This window comes from Pseudomonas sp. MWU12-3103b, assembly GCF_023100615.1.
Lineage (GTDB): Bacteria > Pseudomonadota > Gammaproteobacteria > Pseudomonadales > Pseudomonadaceae > Aquipseudomonas > Aquipseudomonas putida_A.
On record NZ_JALMEY010000008.1, the window covers coordinates 23,874 to 48,165 of the forward strand.

Here is a 24,292-nt window from a genome sequence, read left to right on the forward strand (position 1 = left end):
AAACGCTCATGCAGATACGCCAGAACGTCGCTGGCGGATTCTGGCAGCGTCACTTCTTCCACTGGCAGTTCGGCCCGACGCCAGACCACCTGCACCGGCGCGTCCAGCCCTGCCCAATGCACAGCGGTGCGCAGAATGTCATGGCGATCGATCACCGCTTGCAGCGCTTGAGCGAACGCTTGAAAACGCTCGCGGCTGGCAAAGGCGAAATGCGATTGCATGACATACGGATCACCGTCACCGCCACTGACGTGGTGATACAGGATGCCTTCCTGCAACGGCGCCAGCGGGTAGATGTCCTGCACGTTGGCCGCGCCGCCGGGGACTTGTGCGACGAGGTGGTCAATGGTCGCTTGGTCGAGCTCGACCAGCGTCAGCATCGCCGGGGTGATGTGCGTGGTGCCCGCAACAATTCCGTTGGCCGGCACCTCGACCTGGCCGTGCTTGCTGGCCGAGTACTGCCCGGCCTTGATCAGCTCGATCAGCGCCGGTTTGTGCTCGCGCAACAGCGCCAGCAACGCCGGGTCGTTCAACGCCTGCTTGTTGCCGTTGACCCGCAATTGGTCGTCCGCGACCGCCAGCTGAATATCTTTAGCCTTCAATGTGGCCAACAGTTCGATCACGTTCACAGGACGATCTCCATTCGTTCGGTAATTGCGGCGTAGCCGGCCAGGGTCGGATGTTCGAACAGCGACCTGACATCGGCTTCCATGCCTTCCTGACGCAGCCGGCCGATCAGACTGACCGCCAGCAGCGAGTGACCACCCAGTTCAAAGAAATGATCGTGGCGCCCTACCCGCTCGACGTTGAGCAGTTCAGCCCAGAGCCGTGCGAGGGTGATTTCCACCTCGCCCACCGGGGCTTCGTATTCGCGCACCGGCAAAGCGGCCTGATCCGGGGCCGGCAGTGCCTTGCGGTCGAGTTTGCCGTTGGGGCTGAGCGGCAGTGCATCGAGATGCACGAACACGGCGGGCACCATGTAGTCCGGCAGGTTTTCCAGCAGATGGCTGCGCAGCGTTTCGATTTCCAGGCGTGCGCCGGTGTAGTACGCCACCAGACGTTTGTCGCCCGGAACGTCTTCGCGGGCCAGTACGGCGGCTTCCTGCACGCCATCGATCTGGGTCAGGCGTGCCTGGATTTCACCGAGTTCGATGCGCAGGCCACGGATCTTCACCTGATCGTCGTTGCGACCCAGGTATTCAATGTTGCCGTCCGGCAGATAACGGGCGACGTCGCCGGTGCGGTACATCCGCCCATTGTTCTGGAACGGATCATTGAGGAAGCGCTCGGCGTTCAGTTCCGGGCGATTCAGATAACCGCGCGCCACTTGTACGCCACCGATGTACAACTCGCCAACCACGCCGTGCGGCACCGGTTGTTGCTGGGCATCGAGGATGTACATGCGGGTGTTGGCGATCGGTTTGCCGATCGGTGTGTTGTCTGGCGTTTGTTCCAGCGGCCCGGCGCAGTTCCACGCGGTCACGTCCACTGCCGCTTCGGTCGGGCCGTAGAGGTTGTGCAGTTCGCTGCCCGGCAGTTGCTGTTTGAAACGCCGCACCACGCTGCCCGGCAGGGCTTCGCCGCTGCACATGACTTGCCGCAGACTGCCGCAACGTGCGGTGTCGGCGTGAGCGAGGAACACATCGAGCATCGACGGGACAAAGTGCAACGTGGTGATGTGTTCGCGTTCGATGATTTCGCTGAGGTACTGCGGATCCTTGTGCCCCTCGGGCCGGGCCATGACCAGACGTGCGCCGGTCATCAGCGGCCAGAAGAACTCCCAGACCGAGACGTCGAAGCTGAACGGGGTTTTCTGCAATACCGTGTCGCTGGAGGTCAGTTGATAGGCGTCCTGCATCCACAGCAGGCGGTTGACTACCCCGCTGTGTTCGTTGATCACGCCTTTCGGTTGACCAGTGGAGCCGGAGGTGTAGATCACGTACGCGGTGTGCTGCGCGGTCAACTCAGCGAGCGATAGATTGTCAGTCGGCAGCGACTGCCAGTGCGGCTGATCCAGATCGATCACCGGCACGGCGACTTCGCCGAGCAACGAACGCGTCGAACCCTGCACCAGCACCGCCAGCGGCGCGCTGTCCTCCAGCATGTAGGCCAGACGTTCCAGCGGATACGCCGGGTCCAGCGGCACATAACCGCCGCCAGCCTTGAGGATCGCCAGCAGCCCGACCACCATGTCCAGACCGCGTTCGACGCAGATCGCCACCCGCGCATCCGGCCCTACGCCCAATTCGCGCAGGTGCCGCGCCAGTTGATTGGCTCGGCCGTTGAGTTCGGCGTAGCTCAGTTGCTGCTCACCCGCGACCACGGCGGGTGCCTGCGGCGAGCGCGCCACTTGTGCTTCGAACAGCCCATGAATGGTCTGATCGAGGTTGTAATCGACCTGCGTGGCATTCAGGCCGAACAGCAACTGCTGGCGCTCGGCATCCGCCAGCACCGGCAGGCGATTCAACGCCTGCTGCGGTGTCTGTTCCAGCGCCTCGACCAGCCCCGCCAACGCCTGCTGCATGTAGCCACACACCCGCGCCGCGCCAATCTGCGAAGGGGTCATGGCCGTGAGGTCAAAGCCCTGACCCAGGTCATCGACGTTGAAGCTCAGCGGATAGTTGGTGCGCTCCTCGCTGGACAGGTTTTCGATGCCTTGCCAAGCCAGGCGATTGGCTTGCAACTGTTCCTCGCTGACGCTGTGCCGGTAGTTGAGCATGGCGCTGAACAGCGGCGACGGCGCGGCCACCCCGCTGCAACGCTGGGCCAGTGCCAGTGACGCATGCTCATGGCCGAGCAATGCGGTCAGTTGCGCATGGGTGGCGCGCACCCCGGCACGCACCGAAACATCACCCAAATCTACCCGCAGCGGCAGCGTGTTGATGAACATTCCCAGACCGCGATCAGCGCCGGTACCGCCCTGCATCCGCCCCAGCAACACGGTGCCGAATACCACGCGGTCATGCCCGGAGGTCGCCGCCAATACCTGGGCAAACGCCAGATGAAACAGGCTCGCGACACTCACGCCCATCTGCCGCGCCTGGCTGCGCAAGCGCCGCGCCAAGGCGTCGGGCACGCGCTGCCGGACTTCTTCGATGTCATGGCCGTCACCGTGCACATCGAGCAGACCGAACGGCAGCGTCGGTTCGTCAATTTCGCCGAGCATCGCGCGGAAGAACGCTTCGTGCTCCTGCTCGCTGACGCCCAGCCGGGTCTGCGCCACGTAATTGCGATACGGCACGGCGGGGATCAGGGCTTCGCCGTGACCGAAGAGCAGCGCCTGCAGTTCCTGCTGCACCACTTCCAGCGCCGTGTGATCCATGGCGATGTGATGGAACAGCAGCATGGCGACCACCCGGTGGTTGGCCGGATCTTGCGCATACACCAGGCGAATCAGCGGCGCCTGACTGAGGTCGATGCGGAAATGCCGCGCGTCGAAACGCTCAAACAATTGCGCGAGTACGTCACCGCCGGCCGGGTCGAGTGCGACTTCCTGCACCGGCAGTTGAGCTTCGCGCCAGACCACTTGCACCGGCGTCGACAACCCTTCCCAAACCACTCCGCTGCGCAGAATGTCGTGACGTGTCATGACCTGGCGCAGCGCGGCGGCGAAGGCCTGCAAGCGTTCAAGGCTGTCGAATGCCAGGCGCGATTGCAGCAGGTATGGATCGCCCTGCGCGGCGCTCAAGTGGTGGTAAAGAATGCCTTCCTGCAACGGTGCCAGCGGATAGATGTCCTGCACGTTGGCGGCACCGCCGGGCACCGTGGCGACGATACGCTCGATGCTGGCCTGATCCAGTTCCACCAGCGGTAGCAGGTCCGGGGTAATGCGCGTGCAACCGGGCGCAATCAGGTTGGCCGGCACCGCGACTTCGCGACCACTGCCGACGGCGGCGGCCAGTGCGGCGAGGGTTGGCTGGCTGAACAGCACGCGCACATCGGTGCTCAGGCCGAGCTGACGCATGCGCTCGATCAGGGTCACCGCCAGCAGCGAATGTCCGCCTAGTTCAAAGAAGTTGTCGTGCCGTCCGACCTGTTCGACTTGCAGCACCTCGGCCCAGACCTGCGCCAGCGCGGTTTCCACCGGCCCTTGCGGGGCTGCGTATTCGCGGCTGAGCCAGGCGTCCTGATCCGGTTCGGGCAAGGCCTTGCGGTCGAGTTTGCCGTTGGCGGTCAGCGGCAGCGCCTCAAGCCGGACGTAGGCTGCCGGCACCAGTGCCTGCGGCAGACGCGCTTGCAGATGCGCACGAAGATCCTCGTTATCGACTGTTGTGCGAGCAGTAAACCAGGCGATCAACCGCGCCTCACGCACCAGCACCACCGCGTCCTGCACTGCCGGATGGCTGGACAGCGCGGCTTCGATTTCACCCAGCTCCACCCGCACGCCGCGCAGTTTGACCTGATCGTCGTTACGCCCCAGGTATTCGATATTGCCGTCGGCCAACCAACGCGCGAGGTCGCCGGTGCGGTACATGCGCGCCTGCGGTTCGTCACTGAACGGGTCTTCGAGGAAGCGTTCGGCGGTCAGCTCGGGACGGTTCAGATAACCACGGGCCACACCCGCGCCACCGACGTACAGCTCGCCCGCCACGCCAACCGGCACCGGACGTTGCTGTTCATCGAGCAGGTAGATCCTGGCGTTGCTGATGGGCCGGCCGATGTGCAGCAATTGCCCGGCATGGATTTGACCGGAAGTCGCAACCACCGTGGCCTCGGTCGGGCCGTAGTTGTTGATCACGTCAAAGGTCTGCTCACGCGAGAACTGCCGCAACTTGTCGCCACCGATCAACAGCGTGCGCAAGGTCGGGTGACCCAACTCACGACTGAAGGCGTATTCGGCAATCGGCGTCGGCAGGAAACTTACCTGCAACGGCTGCGCGCGCCACCAGTCGAGCAGTTCATCGAGGTGTTCGTTGCTGATCGACGGCGGCGGCAGGTGCAGGGTCGCGCCGACACACAGCGCCGGCCAGACCTCCCAGGCCATCGCGTCGAAACCGCAACCGGCGACGCTCGCAGTGTGGCTGCCGGCGCGCAGGTCGAACGCCTCACAGTGCCAGTGCACAAGGTTTTCCAGGGTTGCGTGTTCGACCATCACGCCTTTCGGCTGGCCGGTCGAACCCGAGGTGTAGATCACGTAGGCCAGATGCGCCGGGGTCAGCGTCGGCAGTTGCGGATTGGTAGCCGGCAGGTGTTGCCAGAGGGCGTTGTCCAGATCGATCACCGGCACCCGGCCCAGCAGCTCGCGGGTTGCGCCCTGCGCCAGCACCGCCACCGGATCGCTGTCCTGCAACAGGTAGGCGATGCGTTCGGCCGGGTAAGCCGGATCGACCGGCACATAACCGGCGCCGGCCTTGAGAATCGCCAGCAGCGCCACCAGCATCTGCGGACTGCGTTGCAGGCACACGGCAATCCGGTCGTCCGGTTGCACGCCGAGGCCCAGCAAGTGATGCGCCAGGCGATTGGCCTGCTGATTGAGTTGCGCATAGGTCAGTTGCTGCGTGCCCTGCACCACCGCCAATGCCTGCGGCTGCTGCTCGGCCTGCGCTTGCACCAGCGCCTGAATCGTTGCACCGCGCGGGTAGGCTGCCGCAGTCGGGTTGAAACCGACCAGCAAGCGCTCGTATTCCTCGACCGCAAGAATCGGCAAGCGGTTGAGCGGACGTTGCGGCGCCTGTTCCAGCGCGTGCACCAGATGCTCCAGCGCGGTGTGCATGTAGCCGCAGATCCGTTGCGCGCCGATCTGCGCCAACGCCAGCACGGACAGGGAAAAGTCTTCGCCGAGATCGTCGACGCTGAGGGTCAGCGGATAGTTGCTGCGCTCTTCGCCGCCAAGCAATTGCACGCCTTCCCAGATGCCCTGACCGTCACGCGGCTGCGCTTCGGCAGCGGTATGCCGGTAGTTGAGCAAGGCGCTGAACAGCGGCGCCCCGGACACCGCGCTGCAACGCTGGGCCAGCGCCAATGGCGCGTGTTCATGGGCCAGCAACGCGGTCAGCCGTGCGTGGGTAGTCTTGACCGCAGCGCGCACGCCTTCGCTGACATCCACCCGCAGCGGCAAGGTGTTGATGAACACGCCGAGGGTGCGATCCGCGCCCTCACCGCCCTGCAAACGCCCCAACAGCACCGTGCCGAACACCACGTCGCGGCGGTTGGCAAGCACCCCCACCACCTGCGCCCAGGCCAGGTGCATCAGACTCGCCGGGCTGACACCCAACTGCCGCGCCTGTTCCCGCAGGCGCAGGGTCAATCCGGCATCGACGGCTTGCTGCGCCTCCTCGATGTCGCCGCCATCGCCTTGCACATCATGCAGGCCGAACGGCAGGGTCGGTTCATCGATATCGCCGAGCATGTCGCGGAAGAACGTTTCGTGTTCCTGCTCGCTGGCGCCCAGACGCGCCTGCGCCACGTAGTTGCGGTACGGCATCGGCGTGCCGAGGCTGTCGGCCTGATTGAACATGAACGCGCGCATTTCCTGGCCCACCACCTCCATGGCGGTGTGGTCGAGAATCAAGTGCTGGAACAGGATGATCGCCACCACCCGTTGCTGCGCCGGGTCTTCGGCGTAGACGATGCGCATCAGCGGCGCCTGGCTCAGGTCGAGGCGGTTGTGCCGGGCATCGAACCGCGCATGCAACTGCTCGAGGACGTCACCCTGCGCCGGATCCAGCGGCACCGCTTGCACCACCAGCGGCGCCTGACGCCAGACCACTTGCTGCGGACTCGCCAGCCCTTCCCAGACCACGCTGGTGCGCAGAATGTCGTGACGCGCGATGACCTGCTGCAAGGCTTGGCTGAAGGTGCGCAGGCGCTCGACGCTGTCGAAGATAAGCCGCGATTGCAGCAGGTACGGATCGCCCTGTTCGGCGCTCAAGTGGTGGTAAAGAATGCCTTCCTGCAGCGGTGCCAGCGGATAGATGTCCTGCACGTTGGCAGCCCCGCCCGGAACCGTGGCGACGATGCGCTCGATGCTGGCCTGATCGAGTTCAGTCAGGCTGAGCATGTCCGGGGTGATGCGGGTGCAGCCCGACGGGATGCGGTTGGCCGGCACCTCGATTTCGCGACCGCTGCCCACGGCGGCGGCCAATGCGGCCAGAGTCGGCTGATTGAACAGCACGCGCACGTCGGCCGCGAGGTCGATCTGGCGCATGCGCTCGATCAGGCTCACCGCCAGCAGCGAATGCCCGCCCAGTTCGAAGAAGTTGTCGTGACGCCCGACTCGCTCGACTTTCAGCACGTCGATCCAGATCTGCGCCAGCGCGGTTTCCACCGCACCTTGTGGCGCTTCATATTCGCGGCTGAGCCACGCGCCCTGTTCCGGCTCCGGCAAGGCCTTGCGGTCGATCTTGCCGTTAGCGGTCAGCGGCAACGCGTCCAGCCGCACGTAAGCCGCCGGCAGCAGCGCATCCGGCAAGCGTGCCTGTAAATGCGTATGCAACTGTTGAATATCGACCGCCGTGCGCTCGGTGAACCACGCAATCAGCCGTCCATCGCGGACCAGCACCACGGCTTCCTGCAGCGCAGCGTGGCTGCCGAGCGCGGCTTCGATTTCACCGAGTTCGATACGTACGCCACGCAGTTTGACCTGATCGTCGTTGCGCCCCAGGTACTCGATATTGCCGTCGGCCAGCCAACGCGCCTGATCGCCGGTGCGGTACATGCGCGCCTGCGGCTCGTCGCTGAACGGATCGAAGAGGAACTGCGCCGCGCTCAGCTCGGGACGATTCAAATAGCCGCGCGCCACGCCTGCCCCGCCGACATACAACTCGCCCGCCACGCCCACCGGCACCGGACGCTGCTCGGCGTTCAGCACATAGATTTTGGCGTTGGCAATCGGCCGGCCGATATGCAGCGGCTGATCCAGTTCGACCCGCCCCGAGGTGGCGACCACCGTGGCTTCGGTCGGGCCATAGTTGTTGATCACATCGAAGGTTTGCGCACGACTGAACTGACGCAGTCGGTCGCCGCCGATCAGCAGCGTACGCAAGGTCGGGTGCTGCAATTGACGGCTGAACGCGTATTCGGCCACCGGCGTCGGCAAGAAGCTGACCTGCAACGGCTGCGCGCACCACCAGTCGAGCAACTCGTCGAGGTGCTCGTTGCGGGTCGACGGCGGCGGCAGATGCAAGGTCGCGCCGACACACAGTGCCGGCCAGACTTCCCAGGCCATGGCATCGAAACCGAAGCCGGCGACGCTCGCGGTCTGGCTGCCGGCCTGCAAGTCGAAAGCTTCGGCGTGCCAGTGCACAAGGTTTTCCAAGGTCGCATGCTCGACCATCACCCCTTTCGGTTGGCCGGTGGAGCCGGAGGTGTAGATCACGTACGCCAGATGCTTCGGCGTCAATGCCGGCACCTGCGGATTGGCATCCGACAGGTGCTGCCAGAGGTCGCGGTCCAGATCGATGACCGGCACGCCAACGAGCAGATCGCGAGTCGACGCCTGCGCCACAACCGCCACCGGGGCACAGTCCTGCAACAGATAGGCGATGCGTTCCGCCGGATACGCCGGATCGACCGGCACATAACCGGCGCCGGCCTTGAGGATCGCCAGCAGCGCGACCAGCATGTCCGGGCTGCGCCGGGCGCACAGGGCGACCCGGTCATCGGGCTGCACGCCTAGGCCAATCAGGTGATGTGCCAGGCGATTGGCCCGCTGATTGAGTTCGCCATAGCTCAACTGCTGCGCGCCTTGCACCGCCGCCAATGCCTCGGGGTGCGCGGCCGCCTGGGCCTCGAACAAACGCTGCACGGTTTGCGCCGGCGGGTAGTCGCGACCGCTGATGTTAAAGCCGACCAGGACCCGCTGGCGTTCGCTCGGCGACAGCACCGATATCTGCCGCAGCGACGTTGCTGGCGAGTGCTCCAGAGCGGTCAGCAAGTTGTGCAGCGCGGTTTGCAGGTAATCGCAGACCCGCGCGCCATCCACTTGCGGCACCGCCTGCACGCTCAGGCGGAAACCGGTGCCGAGGTCGTCGACGCTGACCACCAGCGGATAGTTGCTGCGCTCGCGCGAGCTGAGAATCTCGATCCCGTCCCAGGCCACGCCTGCCGGCTCCGCCGCGCTGTGACGGTAGTTGAGCAAGCTGTTGAACAGCGGCAGCGACGCCGACACACCGCTGCAACGCTGGGCCAGCGACAGTGAGGCCTGCTCATGCGCCAGCAGTTGCGCCAGGCGCTCATGAGTAGCGCGCACGCCTTGCTCCACCGCAGTCGCGCCAACACTGACCCGCAACGGCAAGGTGTTGATGAACATGCCGAGTGCGCGATCGGCGCCCTCACCGCCCTGCATGCGTCCGAGCAGCACGGTGCCGAACACCACCTCTTCGCGCCCCGAAACCTGCGCCAGCACCTGGCCCCAGGCCTGGTGCACCAGACTGGCGGCGCTGATGCCGAGGCGGCGCGCCTGCTCGCGCAAGCGCTGGGCCACGCTCGAATCCAGCGCCTGCTCGCTGTCGACGATGCTGCTGCCGTCGCCATGTACGTCCTGCACACCGAAGGCCACGGTCGGCTCGTCGATGTCGCCGAGCATGTCGCGGAAGAACGCTTCATGCGCCTCGGCATTGGCCTGTTGCTGCGCCTGCGCCACGTAGTTGCGGTACTGCACCGGCATCGGCAAATCGGCGCCGCTCGGGTACAGGCTGTCGTTCATTTCCGCCAGCAACACTTCCAGTGCGGTGTGGTCGAGCACGATGTGGTGCAGCAACAGGATGCCGACCCAGCGCTGTTGCTCACGGTCTTCGGTGTAAGCCAGACGCATCAGCGGCGCCCGGCGCAAGTCGAGGCGATAGTGCCGCGGATCGAAACGTGCCTGCATCTGCTCCAGCACATCGCCCTCCAGCAAGTCGGCATCGACCCGTTCCAGCGCCAGCGGCGCCTCGCGCCAGACCACTTGCACCGGCTCTTCAAGGCTTTCCCAGACCACGCTGGTGCGCAGAATATCGTGGCGTTCGATCACTGCGTTCAACGCACGGACGAAGGCCTTGATCTGCGCCAGTCCGGCGAAGGCAAATTGCGCCTGCAACACGTACGGGTCACCGGCGCTGGTCGCCAGATGGTGATAGAGGATCCCTGCCTGCAACGGTGCCAGGCCATAGATGTCCTGCACATTGGCAACGCCGCCGGGCACAGTGGCGACCACGCGGTCGATGGCGGCCTGATCCAGCGTCGCCAGGGGCAGCATGTCCGGGGTGATCCGCGGGCAATCGGCGGCAATCAGATTGTCCGGCACCCGCAGGGCGTGACTGTGACTCAAGGTCGCCGCCAGCGCCGCAACGCTCGGCTGGCCGAACAGCACGCGCACGTCGCACTGCAAGTCGTGCTGGCGCATGCGCTCGATCAGTTTCACCGCCAACAGCGAATGGCCGCCGAGTTCGAAGAAATTGTCATGCCGCCCGACCTGCTCGACACCGAGCAGGGTCTGCCAAATCCCGGCAATCAGGGTTTCGACTTCCCCCACTGGCGCTTCGAAACCGCGCCGGGCAAACGCATCGCTGTCCGGTTGCGGCAAGGCTTTGCGATCAAGCTTGCCGTTGGTGGTCAGCGGTATGGCGTCGAGGCGCACAAAGGCGCTCGGCACCATGTAGTCGGCCAGCGACAGCAGCAACTCGTCGCGCAATTGCGCGGCGCTCGGCTCAATGCCTGCTGCGGCCAGCCAGTAGGCCACCAGACGCTTGTCACCGGGGCTGTCTTCGCGGGCAATCACCAGCGCTTCGCGCACACCGGCGCAGGCGGCGAGGCGAGCTTCGATTTCACCGAGTTCGATGCGAAAACCACGGATCTTCACTTGATCGTCGTTGCGCCCGAGGTATTCGAGGCTGCCATCCGCTGACCAGCGCGCTAGGTCACCGGTCCTGTACAGTCGCGCCTCGGCACGGCCGCTGAACGGGTCGGCGATAAAGCGTTCAGCAGTCAGCGCTTCACGATTGAGATAACCCCGGGCGACCCCGGCGCCGCCGACGTACAACTCGCCGATCACGCCGGCCGGCACCGGTTCGCGCTGCGCGTCGAGCACGTACAGTTGCAGGTCGGGAATGCCCACACCGATCGGGCTGCGCCCGACCAGCAGCGCGTCCGCTGCCTCCAGTGGGCGATAGGTCACGTGCACCGTGGTTTCAGTGATGCCGTACATGTTCACCAGCCGCGTACCGGCATTGCCAACCCGCGCGTACCACGGTTTGAGCAGGCCCGGTTCCAGGGCTTCGCCGCCGAAGATCACTTCGCGCAACGAGTGCTGCAACGGGCTGCGGCCCTGCGCGGCGATCAACTGGCGGAAGGCGCTCGGGGTCTGATTGAGCACAGTGACGCCAGTGCGGCACAGCAGCGCGTAGCAGTCGTCCGGCGAGCGCCTGACGGCCTGCGGCACCAGCAATAATTGCCCGCCAAACGCCAGCGCACCCCAGATTTCCCACACCGAGAAGTCGAAAGCGAAGGAATGGAACAGCGCCCACACGTCTTGCGGGTTGAAGTTGAACCAGTCGTGGGTCGCCGAAAACAGCCGCACCACGTTGCGGTGTTCGACCATCACGCCCTTGGGCAGCCCGGTGGAACCGGAGGTGTAGATCACGTAGGCGAGGTGATTTGGGGTCAGCTCGGGAATCTGCGGATTACTGCTGAGTTCAGCCTGCAACTGCAGGCTGTCCAGATCGATGATCGGCACGCCAAGCGCGCCAACCCGATCCAGCGTATCGGCCTGGGTCAGCACCGCCACCGGGGCGCTGTCCTCCAGGGTGTAAGCGATGCGCTCCAGTGGATACGCCGGGTCGATCGGCACGTAACCGGCGCCGGCCTTGAGGATACCGAGCAGGCCGATGATCATCTGCGGGCCGCGCTCGACGCAGATCGCCACGCGCTGATCCGGACGAATCCCCCGCGCCAGCAGGTGGTGCGCAAGCTGATTGGCGCGGCGATTGAGTTCGCCGTAGCTCAGCGTCTGCTCCTCGAGCAGCAGCGCTGTGGCCTCTGGACGCGCCGCCGCGTGGGCTTCGAACTGCTGGTGAATCAGCGGGGTTTCCGGGAACTGCGGCAACGGCGAGTTGACCCCGTGCAGCAGGTATTCGCGCTCGGCCGCCGGCAGGATATTCAGGCGTTGCAGCGGTGCATCCGGGGTCGATTGCAAGGCCTGCAGCAGGCTGTGCAACGCGGTGTGCAGGTAAGCGGCGATGCGTTCGGCACCCAGCGCCGCATCCGCCAGCGCGGTGATGCGCAAGTCTTCGCCGAGGTCGTCGATGTTGATCGTCAGCGGGTAGTTGGTGCGCTCGCGGGCGCCCAGCACTTGCACGCCGGGGGCCAGTTCGCTGACCTCGGCGATCTCTTCACTGCTGCTGTGGCGATAGTTGAGGATCGCGCTGAACAACGGCGTCGGCACCGCCACTGCGCTGCAACGCTGGGCCAGGGCCAGTGAGGTCTGTTCATGGCCGAGCAACGCGGTCAGGCGTCGATGGGTGGCCAGCACCCCGGCACGCACGCCGTCCTGCCCGACATCCACCCGCAGCGGCAAGGTGTTGATGAACATCCCCAGCGCCTGTTCGCCGCCCTCACCCGCCTCCATCCGCCCCAGCAACACGGTGCCGAACACCACCGCCGTGCGCCCGGACAACTGGCCGAGCACCCGCGCCAGCGCCAGGTGCATCAGGCTGGCGACACTGACGCCGAGCTGACGCGCCTGGCCACGCAGTTGCCGGCTGAAATCGGTGTCGAGCATCAGCAAGGCTTCTTCGATGCCTTGGCCATCGCCCTGCACATCCTGCAGACCACAGGGCAAGGTCGGCTCGTCGATGTCGGCGAGCATCTCGCGGAAAAACCCTTCATGGGATTTTTCGTCCAGGCCCATGCGCGCCTTGGCCAGGTGATCACGGTACGGCACCGGCGGCCCGACCTGCGCGGTCTGGCCGAGCAGGTGCGCGCGGGTTTCGCGGCGCACCACGTCGAGGGCGACGTGGTCCATGATCAGGTGGTGGAACAGCAACAGCGCAACCACGCGTCCGTTGGCCGGATCCATGGCGTACACCAGACGCAGCAGCGGCGCCTGCTGGATGTCGAGGCGGAAGAACCGTGGGTCGTGGCGCTCCAGCAGTTGAGTCAGAGCATCCGCACCCGGGTCGAGGGCGATTTCTTCGCAATACAGACGAGCCTGCCGCTGCACCACTTGCAGCGGTTCGTCCAGGCGTTCCCAGACGAACGAGGTCCGCAGGATGTCGTGGCGTTCGATCATCCATTGCAGCGCCTCGGCGAAAGCCTCCAGCCGTTCGCGGCTGTCGAAGGCGAATCGCGCTTGCGACACGTAGGGGTCGCCGGCGGGCGCCGACAGGTGCAGATAGAGCATGCCTTCCTGCAGCGGCGCCAGCGGGTAAATGTCCTGCAGGTTGGCGGCGCCGCCGGGTACTTTGGCGACCAGGCGATCGATGGTCGGCTGATCCAGAGTCACCAGCGGCAGCATGTCCGAGGTGATGCGAAACGCCGGGCTCAGCCAGTCGCCACCGTTTTGCGCGACCAGTTCCAGCAACTGCGCCTTGTGTTCGCTGAGGCTGTCCCACAACGCATCGTCCAGCGCGTCGTCGCTGCCCAGAATGACCAGGTCTTCATCTTCCTGTTGAAGGCGGATCGCATGGGTGGAAAGAACAGCCATCAGTTCGCTGAAATGCATGGGATAACCTGCTGTAAATACGAGAAAAAGGAGCGCGCAGCCGCGAGTCCGTGCCTGCTGTGCGCAGCCTGGAAAAACTAAAACATCGGGGCTTGCGGGGCTGACATGGGAAGCGGGGACAAGCCGCCGGCTCGGCCGCCGCAATCCCCCACAGGGTTTGGTTTACACAATCAATTCCGGGCTAGAGCCGGCGTTTGCGGGTGAGGCTCGGGATGGTGGTTTGCGGGATGAACACGTGCTGCGCCTCGGGTGTGGTGCTGAGCGCCAGTGCCGCCAGCGTCGGCTGGCTGAACAGCGCCCGGGCGTCGGTGTGCAGGCCGCTCTGATGCATGCGCGCCACCAGACTCACCGCCAGCAACGAATGCCCACCGAGTTCAAAGAAATTGTCGTGCCGTCCGACCTGTTCGACGCCAAGCACCTCGCCCCAGATCTGCGCCAGTGTGGTTTCGACTTCACCCTCGGGCGCCACGTATGGGCGATTGATGACTGCATCTGCCCCCGGTTCCGGCAGGGCTTTGCGGTCGATCTTGTCGTTTGGCGTCAGTGGCAACGCGTCGAGCAGCACAAACGCGCCCGGCACCATGTACTCCGGCAAACGCTCCAGCACATGGCCGCGCAAGGTTTCCAACGATGGCGCGTCGATGCCGGCGCGCAAGCTGTACCAGGCCACCAGACGCTCATCGCGCACCATCACCACCGCTTGGCGAATCGCCGGATGCTCGATCAACCGCGCCTCGATTTCCCCCGGCTCCAGGCGCAAGCCACGCAGCTTGATCTGGAAGTCATTGCGGCCGAGGAATTCCAGTTCCCCATGATTGTTGTAGCGCGCCAGATCGCCAGTGCGGTAAAGGCGATCCCCCAGCACAAACGGGCTGTCGATGAAGCGCTCGGCCTGCATCTCCGGCAAGCCGTGATAACCACGTGCCACGCCTACGCCGCCAATGTGCAACTCACCGCTGACGCCTTGCGGCACCGGTTGACCGTACGCATCGAGCACGTACAACCGCGTGTTGCTCAAGGCTGTGCCAATTGGCACAACGTTGGCCGGTACCGGCATTTCCGGTTCCAGCGTCCAGCCCGTGCTGTCCACCGTGGTTTCAGTTGGGCCGTAAACATTGTGCAAACGCACCCACGGCAGGCGATCGCGCACCTGGCGGGCCAGCGCTGCACTGAGTTCGCCGCCACCGTTAAGCACATCGGTCAGGCTGGTGCACTGTTCGACACCGTCCTGCTCGATGAACTGCTGCAGCAGCGCAGGAACGAACTTGACCACCGTCACCTGCTGCTCACGAATGGTCTGCACCACATACGCCGAATCGCGGTTGCCGTCCGGCCGCGCCAGCACCAGACGCATGCCGGAACACAGCGGCCAGAAGATCTCCCACACCGAACTGTCGAAGCTGAACGGCGCTTTTTGCAGCAGCGCACCGTGTTCGGTCGGCGGACTGAGCTGCGAGCCCCAATGCACCATGTTGCAGGCGCTGCGATGCTCGATCATCACGCCTTTGGGCAACCCGGTGGAGCCCGAGGTGTAGATCATGTACGCGAGATTCGAAGCATTCAGGCCAGGCACCTGCGGATTTCCTGACGACTGCTGCTCCCAACTGCCGTGATCCAGATTGATCAGCGTCACACCCGGTTCGCCGAGCAATTGCCGCGTGGCGTCATGCACCAGCAGTGCGACCGGCGCGCTGTCCTGCAACATGTAGTTCAGGCGCTCCAGCGGATAGTCCGGATCCAGCGGCACATAAGCACCACCGGCCTTGAGGATGCCGAGCAAACCAACGATCAGATCCAGTCCGCGCTCGACGCAGATTGCTACGCGCGAGTCCGGTTGCACGCCGAGTTCACGCAGGTGATGGGCCAGACGATTGGCGCGCTGATTGAGCTCAAGGTAAGTCAGGGTTCCCTGCGCGGATTGCAGCGCGATGGCGTCCGGCTTACGCCGCACCTGTGCTTCGAACAACGCGTGCAGTGGCTGGTCCAGCGGACAATCGACCTCGGTGGCGTTGAACGTGATCAGCAAACGTTGCAACTCCTCGGCTTGCAGGATCGGCAAGCGGTTCAACAGTTGTTGCGGAGTCTGCTCCAAGGCCTGTACCAGGCCGCTCAACGCGGTTTGCATGTAGCCGCAAATCCGCTGCGCGCCGATCTGCGCCACGGCCCTGCCGGTGAGGCGCAAGCCGTTGCCAAAATCATCCACGCTCATGGTCAGCGGGTAATTGGTGCGCTCCTCGTTGGCCAGGGTTTCGATGCCTTTCCAGGCATGGCTGGACGGCTCCAGCAGTTCGGACTCGTCACTGTGCCGATAATTGAGCAGAGCGCTGAACAACGGTGACGGCGACGCCACCCCGCTGCAACGCTGGGCCAGTGCCAGCGACGCGTGCTCATGCCCGAGCAGCGCGGTCAGCCGCGCATGGGTGGCGCGTACGGCGTCGAGCACCCCGGCATCGACATCGATGCGCAACGGCAAGCTGTTGATGAACACGCCCAAGGCCCGGTCAGCGCCCTCGCCGCCTTGCATGCGCCCCATCAGCACCGTGCCGAACACCACACGCTGCTGGCCGGATGTCGCCGCCAGCACCCGTGCCCACGCCAGATGAATCAGACTCGCCACGCTGACCCCGGCCTGTCGTGCTTGGGTGCGCAAACGCTGATAGACGTCAGCCGGCAGCGCCTGCTGCGCTTCGTCGATGCCGCGTCCATCGCCCTGCACTTCCTGCAGGCCGAATGGCAGGGTCGGCTCATCAATGTCCGCCAGTTGCGCGCGGAAAAACGCCTCGTGTTCCTGCTCGCTGACGCCCAGCCGCGTCTGCGCCACGTAATTGCGATACGGCACCGGCGGCGCCAGCGCCACGACCTGCCCCGACAGACTGGCCTGCATTTCGCTGCGCATCACTTCGAGGGCGATGTGATCCATCGCCAAGTGATGGAACAGCAGAATCCCCACCACCCGATCCAGCGCCGGATCACGGGCATACACCAGGCGCATCAGCGGCGCCTGGCTGACGTCGAGGCGATAACGCCGGGCGTTGAAACGCTCGTGCAACTGGTCGGTGATCGGGCCGTCGGCCGGGTCCAGTTCGACCTCCTGCAACGGCAGAATTGCCGCGCGCCACACCACCTGCACCGGGGTGCTCAGGCCTTCCCAGAGCACCGAAGTGCGCAGAATGTCGTGGCGCGCCATGACTTCGCGCAGTGCCACCGCGAAAGCCTCGACGCGCTCAAGACTGTCGAACGCCAGTTGCGATTGCAGCAGGTACGGATCGCCCTGCTCAGCGGTGATGTGGTGGTAGAGAATGCCTTCCTGCAGCGGTGCCAACGGATAGATGTCCTGCACGTTGGCGGCGCCGCCCGGTACCGTCGCAACGATCCGGTCGAGCGTCGGCTGATCCAGTTGCAGCAGGGTCAGCATATCCGGGGTGATGTGGGTGCAATCAGCGGCGATGCGGTTGGCCGGCACTTCGATCTCCCGGCCGCTGCCGACCGAAGCCGCCAGCGCCGCCAGGGTCGGCTGACTGAACAGCACGCGCACGTCGCTGCTCAGATCGAGCTGACGCATGCGCTCGATCAGAATCACTGCCAGCAACGAATGCCCGCCGAGTTCGAAGAAGTGATCGTGACGTCCGACCCGCTCGACTTGCAGGACTTCGGCCCAGATCTGCGCCAGGGCGATTTCGACCTCACCCTGCGGCGCCTCGTATTCGCGGCGGATCAGATCGTCCGGCCCGGGCGCCGGCAGGGCCTTGCGATCGACCTTGCCGTTGGCGGTCAGCGGCAGCGCCGTAAGACGCACGTAGGCGCTCGGCAGCATGGCGCTGCTCAGGCGGGTTTTCAGCTGCGCGTGCAGCTCATTGATGTCCAGCGGCGCCTGCTCGGTGAACCACGCCAGCAATTGCCCGTCGCGCACCAGCACCACCGCTTCGCGCACCGCCGCATGGCTGGCGAGTGCGCTCTCGATCTCCCCCGGCTCGATCCGGATGCCACGGATTTTCACCTGATCGTCGTTGCGCCCCAGATACTCCAGATTGCCGTCGGCGCGCCAGCGTGCAAGGTCGCCGGTGCGATACATGCGCGCGCCCGGCTCAGCGCTGAACGAGTCGCGCAGGAAACGCTCGGCGCTCAGGTCGGCGCGGTTCAGGTAACCACGGGCTACCCCGGCCCCGCCGACGTACAACTCGCCCGTCACGCCAAGCGGCACCGGTTGCTGCTGCTCGTCGAGCAGATACACCGTGGCGTTGCTCACCGGTTTGCCGATGTGCAGCGCCTGCCCGGCGCTGATGCGCCCCGAGGTCGCCACCACCGTGGCTTCGGTCGGGCCGTAGTTGTTGAACACTTCGAACGATGGCTGACGCGGGAACTGGCGCAGGCGATCGCCACCGATCAGCAGCGTGCGCAACGTCGGGTGATCGAGCTGGCGGCTGAACGCGTATTCGGCGATCGGCGTCGGCAAAAAACTCACGTCCAGCGGCTGCGCACGCCACCAGTCGAGCAGCGCATCGATGTCTTCGCTGCCCTCGCTGGCCGGCGCCAGGTGCAGGGTCGCGCCCACGCACAGCGCCGGCCAGACTTCCCAGGCCATCGCATCGAAACCGAAACCGGCGAGGCTTGAGGTATGGCTGCCGGCATGCAGGTCGAAGACATCAGCGTGCCAATCGACCAGATTGCACAGGGTGCGGTGCTCGACCATCACCCCCTTGGGCAGGCCGGTCGAGCCGGAGGTGTAAATCACATAAGCGAGGTTGGCCGGGGTCAGCCCCGGCACCTTCGGCGCGCCGATCCGGCCAGCCGACCAACTCGGCTGATCCAGCTCGATCACCGGCACCGACAACGCCGGCAAATGCCCGCGCAGCGCGCGCTGGGTCAGCACCGCGATGGGCGCGCTGTCCTCCAGCAGGTAGCTCAGGCGCTCGGCTGGATGCGCCGGATCCAGCGGTACATACGCGGCGCCAGCCTTGAGGATCGCCAACAGTCCGACCAGCGTGTCGAGCCCGCGCCGGGCAACGATCGCCACCCGGTCATCCGGGCGCACCCCGAGATCGAGCAGATGATGAGCCAGCGCGTTGGCGCGTTGATTGAGTTCGGCATAGGTCAGGCCTTGCCCTTGATCCACCGCCGCCAGCGCCTGCGGCCGTAGCGTCGCCTGCGCTTCGATACGCTGCTGAATGGTCGTCGGGGCCGGGTAGTCCACCCGCGTGGCATTCCACTGTTGCAGCAGCGCGGTTTCTTCCGGCGTGCTCAGATCGAAATCCGCCACCGCCAGATTCACCGCTTCCAGCCCCTGCTCCAGAATCAACAACCAGCGTTCAGCCAGTGCCTTGACTTCATCGGCGCTGAAATACGCCTCGCTGTAGATCAGGTACAGCCGCGCGTCGTCATTGGCCAGATTGCTCAGCAAGTGCACCGCCAGCGGTGTGGCCTCTTCGACGTTCGAGGCCTTGATGATCCGTCCCGACGCCTCGCCGTAGCGATAATCATGAGTGCCCTGCTCGTAGGAAACAGTGACTTCGAACAGCTGCGAGCGCTCCTCCCGCAGCAGGCCGAGGGCGCGGTTCATCTCACTCACGGGGAAGCGCTGATGGCGGAAATCCTTGCGCAGTTCCTCACGGATCGCTTTGACCAGTTCAGCGAACGTGCAGTGGCGACCGAAGCCCATACGCACCGCGCTGACCTGGGCGAACAGCCCAAGCGTGGATTTGAAGCGCGCGCCGGAGCGGTTGAGAATCGGCAATCCAACCACCCATTCGTCACGTTGTGCGGTGCGGCTGAAGTAGACATGCAGCGCCGCCAGCAGCACATGGAACGCCGAGGCGCCGAACGCTCGGGCCACCTGCTGCATGCGCTCGTGCAGCAACGCCGGCAAGGGCTGCGCGTAGACCTGCGTCTGCGCGGTCTGGCCGGCCAGACTCTGCTGATGCCGTGGCAGCAACAGCGGCTCGGGCAATTGTCGGTACTTGTCCAGCCAGTAGGCGCGATCCTGCGCATAACGCGGCGACGCTTGATAGCGCGCATTGTCCTCGATGAAGTCGATGTACGACGGCGCCGCGACCGGTGTCGGTTGGCCGTGCGCCAGCGCGTTGTAGATCTCGTCCAGCGACTTGAACATTTCGCCGAAGCCCCAGCCATCGACGATCAAGTGATGAGCCTGAACGGACAGCCAGTGTCGCTGGTCATCGAGGCGGATCAACAGAAAGCGCAACAGGCAGCCGCCGTCCAGCACAAAGGGTTGATCGATGCGCGCCTGCACCAATGCCCGCGCCGCCGATTCCGGGTCGCTGTGCGCCGACACATCGCTGATCGGCATCGGCACCGCTACTGACCGTGCGAACTGCTGCAAAGGCAGGCCATCGGCGCCGGCGCCCGGTAGCAGAATCGTGCGCAGCGCGTCATGCCGGGCTACCAGTGCTTCCAGCGCAGCCTGCATCCGCGCCGGATCCAGCGGCCCGCTGAGGTCCAGGTAGCCGCCGATGTTGTACAGCGGCGAATCCCCGCGACTCAGCTGATCCAGCCAGATATCCAGCTGCGCAGCGGTCAGCGGATACGTCTGGAGCGATGCGGACGGCGTGGCCACCGCAGGGGCAGAAATAGGCGGCATAAGATCCTTCTCATGTGATTTTGCGCCTATTCAAGCATCGGCCCTGATGCCGACATGACACGTAAAACCCGGACAACCCCGCCCCGGGGGCTGGCCTGTCAGCGCTTGTAGCCCCTGATTGGGTGGGAACCCACTAAAAGTTCGGAGAGGAAAGACTGAAAATTCTGTAGGAAAAATGCCACACACCAGCGCTGCCATCGACCTGCGTTGTGACCTCAAAAAAACGCAACTGCCCCGGTTTTCAAGGTCTTGACGTGACCAAACAGTCACGCGATGTGCAACACCTGTCGCAAACGGCGTCAGAAGCCCGGCGCCAACTTTCAGAAATGATGGCACTTTGTGTCCCTGTTTTCCCCTACAGACGTAGGACAAATCCATAGGCTTAAATCCCGCCCCAGATCAGTTTCAAGGAGAGACGATTGCGTGGGCGGCTTTTGCATAAACAGCGGACGACTCGGTGATGACTCGGAACCAGGGATGACAAGGATATGAATCTGACCGGCAGCATTCGCAACATGGAAAACCCGCATTTCTACTGGCAACTGGGGGAACTGATTGCCAGCACCGGCGACGATCATTTCGCCAGCAACCTGTTCCAGTTGGTCGACACCCTGGTGCCAGTCAATCGCGTCGATCTCAGTGAGTGGACGCTGGACGAACGTCAGGCCAGCGTGGTCGAGATCAAGGCGCTGGGCAGCGCCGGACTGCCGCAGACCTTCCCGCCACCGGACCCGTTGAAAAGTCCGGACGATCATCCGTTGTTGCAGAAGATGATCGAGATGAATGATTCCCTGCTGATTCAACTCAAAGCGTCGCTCCAGCCGCAACATCCGCAGCACAGCGTGCACCAGTGCAATCTGGTGTCCCGCACCTCTAACCGCCGCTGTGTCATCTCGTTCTACCGACCGCATACGCAACGAGTGTTTTCCTTGCCGGAGCTGTCGTTTCTTAAAAGCCTATCCGACACGCTGTTGCCGCTGATCGAACGGCACGCGCAGCTCAGTCGGCAGATTGTCGCCAAACAGCCGCGCCTGCCCTTGGCCGATCTGGAGCAGGCGCCGTTGCAGCAGGTGTTCGACGAACGCCTGGCGCTGGGCGGCGTCGTGCTGTCGGCCCGAGAGAAAGAAGTCTGCCTGGGTTTGTTGACCGGCGGTACCGTGCCGCAACTGGCCGAGAAGCTGCGGGTCAAGAGCAGTTCGGTCGAGACCTACCTCAAACGGGCGACCGCCAAACTGGGGGTCAGCGGACGGCATGGTCTGGCGCGCTGGATGGCCGGGGCGTAACCGCGCAGTCGTGTTCAACAGTGTTCGATGGTGGTGTGGGGACGCGGTCCCCGGCACGTGTTTTTTCTGCATGAGAGCGTTCGATGCTGCGCATTTCCCTGCTGTCCCTCGCCGCCCTGCTGGCCGGTTGTTCGTTGATTCCCGAGTACCAGCGCCCTGCCTCACCGAGCGCGGCGCAGTATCCGCAAGGCGCGGTTTACCCGGCACCGACACCCGCCGCAGCGCGCACTGAAGACTGGCGCACGCTGTTCAGCGACCCGGCGCTGCAACAGTTGATCGAAAGCGCGCTGGTGAACAATCGCGATCTGCGGGTCGCGGCGCTTAACGTCGAGGCGTTTCAGGCGCAATACCGCATCCAGCGCGCCGATTTGCTGCCGGCGGTGTCGGCCAATGCCAGCGAGTCGCGCCAGCGCATGCCGCCCAGCGTGACCCGCAGCAAAGCCATGATCAATTCGACCTATGCGGTGAATCTGGGCGTCAGTGCCTATGAACTGGATTTTTTCGGCCGAGTGCGCAGCCTCAGCGAGCAGGCGCTGCAAACCTGGCTGGCGACCGAACAGGCGCGGCGCAGTGCCGAGCTGAGTCTGGTGGCCAACGTCGCCAATGCCTACCTGACCTGGCGCGCCGATCAGGAGTTGCTCGAACTGACGCGCCAGACCCTGGCCGCCGATCAGCAAAGTCTGCGCCTGACCACGCGCAACCGTGAGGCCGGCAAGTCTTCGGCGCTGGAACAGGCGCAGGCGCAAACCAGCGTCGACAGTTCGCGGACCAATCTGGCGCGATACAAACGCCAGGTGGCGCAGGATCTCAACAGCCTGACACTGCTGGTTGGCGCGCCAGTCCCCGAGCAACTGCCGGCGCAACCACTGGCCAGCGATCTGGTTCAGCAATTGCCGGCCGGATTGCCGTCGGACCTGCTGCAACGGCGCCCGGACATTCTCCAGGCCGAGTACAAACTGAAAGCGGCCAACGCCAATATCGGTGCAGCGCGCGCAGCGTTTTTCCCCAGTGTCAGCCTGACCGCCAGCGCCGGCACCTCCAGCCGCGATCTGTCCGGCCTGTTCAGCGCCGGCTCGGGCGCCTGGACGTTCCAGCCGCAAATCAACCTGCCGATTTTCAACGCCGGCAGCCTGCGCGCGAGTCTGGATTATTCGAAATTGCAGAAAGACGTCGCGGTCGCCGAATACGAGAAATCGATTCAAACCGCGTTTCAGGAAGTTGCCGACGGCCTGGCGGCGCGCAGCACTTATCAGCAGCAATTGCAGGCGCAACGCGATCTGGTGCAGGCGACACAGGACTACTACAACCTGGCGCAGCACCGCTATCAAAACGGTGTCGACAGCAGCCTGACGTTTCTTGATGCGCAACGTTCACTGTTCAGTTCACAGCAGGGGCTGATCACTGATCGGCTGGCGCAGCTGGTTGCCGAGGTCAACCTGTACACCGCGCTGGGCGGCGGCTGGCGGGCCGATGAGGGCCGGGTTCAGTAGCCCCTCGTCACTTTTTCTTACACCTTTTGTCGCCCGATCCGACGCCGCGCGGCGATCCGTGGCCGGCGTCTGCCGTCAGTTTGGTATCATGCGCCGCTTTTACGGTTAACCCCCCGCCAGTCCTGCCGACTGACGGGCTGCAAAAGGCGGTATTAGATGACGGCTTTGTTGACTCGCCGCAAGGTGCTTGCGGGAATGGGCGTGCTGGGCCTGGGCCTGCTCGCCGGCTGCGACACCCGTGGCCAACTGTCGTACAAGTACGGCAAGGACCTGAGTGACAAGATCCTCGGACGCACCTTCAAGCTGAAGAACACCGACGGCGAAACCATGACGCTGTCGAGCTTTCGCGGGATGATGCCGATGATCTTCTTCGGCTTCACCCAATGCCCGGCGGTGTGCCCGACCACCCTCGCCCGCGCCGCGCAAATCAAGAAGCTGATGGGCAAGGACGGCGACCGTCTGCAGGTGATCTTCATCACCCTCGACCCGGAACGCGACACGCCGCAGATCCTCGACGCCTACGTCAAAGCCTTCGACCCGAGCTTCGTCGCACTGTACGGCACGCTGGAAGAAACCCAGGCCACCGCCAAGGAATTCGACGTGTTCTTCGAGAAGGTGCCGGCCGGCGACACCTATACGATCTCCCACACGTCCACCAGTTACGTCTACGACTCGCGCGGCCAGTTGCGCATGGGTCTGTCTGTATCGCTTTCGGCACAAGAGTGCACGGAAGATTTGCTCACCGTTATGGAGGTCTGCTGATGCACCCCGTTTTGAACAACATCAAACGCGCCGTTTTCGCCCTGTCCCTGCTGGGCCTGGCGTTTCAAGCCTCGGCTCAGACCAAGGTCGATGATGCCTGGGTGCGTGCGACCGTGCCGACCCAATCGGCCAGCGGCGCGTTCATGACCGTCACCGCGGACAGCGACAGCAAACTGCTGAGCGTGGCCTCGCCAGTGGCCAAGGATGTGCAGATCCACGAAATGTCGATGAAGAACGACGTGATGAGCATGGGCCCGGTCAAATCGGTCGACCTGCCAGCCGGCAAAGCCGTCACCTTCGACCCGAACGGCTACCACGTGATGCTGATGGGCCTGACCGGCCAGCTCAAGGAAGGCGAAAGCGTACCGCTGACCCTGACCGTGGAAAACGCCAAGGGCGAGAAAGAAACCGTCGAAGTCAAAGCCGAAGTCCGTGCGCTGACGCACATGGAAGGCCACGATCACAGCAAGATGCATTGATCTGACTTGGCGGCAATAAAAAGGGGCGGCCTGATCGATGATCA

Annotated in this window: 7 protein-coding genes (1 of these 7 running past the window's edge); 4 read left to right on the forward strand and 3 right to left on the reverse strand. The window is 64.3% G+C overall.

Annotation, left to right across the window (positions count from 1 at the left end):
• The 3 genes from M0808_RS14015 to M0808_RS14025 all read right to left on the reverse strand — a co-directional run.
• Positions 1-629: the beginning of a non-ribosomal peptide synthase/polyketide synthase gene (locus M0808_RS14015; RefSeq protein WP_348773039.1), read on the reverse strand. Its footprint begins 17,215 nt before the window's first position; only the first 629 of its 17,844 coding nucleotides appear in the window; it begins with the start codon at positions 627-629; its stop codon lies off the left edge, out of view.
• Positions 626-13,639, reverse strand: coding sequence for a non-ribosomal peptide synthetase (locus tag M0808_RS14020; protein ID WP_247841519.1), 13,014 nt, complete (start codon positions 13,637-13,639; stop codon positions 626-628). Before M0808_RS14020 ends, M0808_RS14015 begins: the two co-directional genes overlap by 4 nt.
• A gap of 181 nt (positions 13,640-13,820) precedes the next feature.
• On the reverse strand, positions 13,821-20,234 hold the full coding sequence (locus M0808_RS14025) for a non-ribosomal peptide synthetase (RefSeq protein ID WP_247841521.1): 6,414 nt from the start codon (positions 20,232-20,234) through the stop codon (positions 13,821-13,823).
• Positions 20,235-20,722: 488 nt separating this feature from the next.
• On the opposite strand from M0808_RS14025, the gene M0808_RS14030 reads away from it, so the two are divergent.
• The 4 genes from M0808_RS14030 to M0808_RS14045 all read left to right on the forward strand — a co-directional run bounded on the left by M0808_RS14030 (position 20,723) and on the right by M0808_RS14045 (position 24,248).
• Positions 20,723-21,517 carry a helix-turn-helix transcriptional regulator gene (locus M0808_RS14030; protein WP_247841523.1) on the forward strand — a complete coding sequence of 265 codons (795 nt, stop codon included), beginning with the start codon at positions 20,723-20,725 and terminating at the stop codon, positions 21,515-21,517.
• Positions 21,518-21,600: 83 nt separating this feature from the next.
• On the forward strand, positions 21,601-23,007 hold the full coding sequence (gene adeC / locus M0808_RS14035) for an AdeC/AdeK/OprM family multidrug efflux complex outer membrane factor (protein WP_282188297.1): 1,407 nt from the start codon (positions 21,601-21,603) through the stop codon (positions 23,005-23,007).
• Between the two features lie 156 nt (positions 23,008-23,163).
• Positions 23,164-23,769, forward strand: coding sequence for an SCO family protein (locus M0808_RS14040; protein WP_047599796.1), 606 nt, complete (start codon positions 23,164-23,166; stop codon positions 23,767-23,769).
• The gene (locus M0808_RS14045; protein WP_027613130.1) at positions 23,769-24,248 is read left to right on the forward strand and encodes a copper chaperone PCu(A)C; all 480 of its coding nucleotides are present in this window, start codon (positions 23,769-23,771) and stop codon (positions 24,246-24,248) included. The genes M0808_RS14040 and M0808_RS14045 overlap by 1 nt, the downstream gene beginning before the upstream one ends.
• Positions 24,249-24,292: the final 44 nt, after the last annotated feature.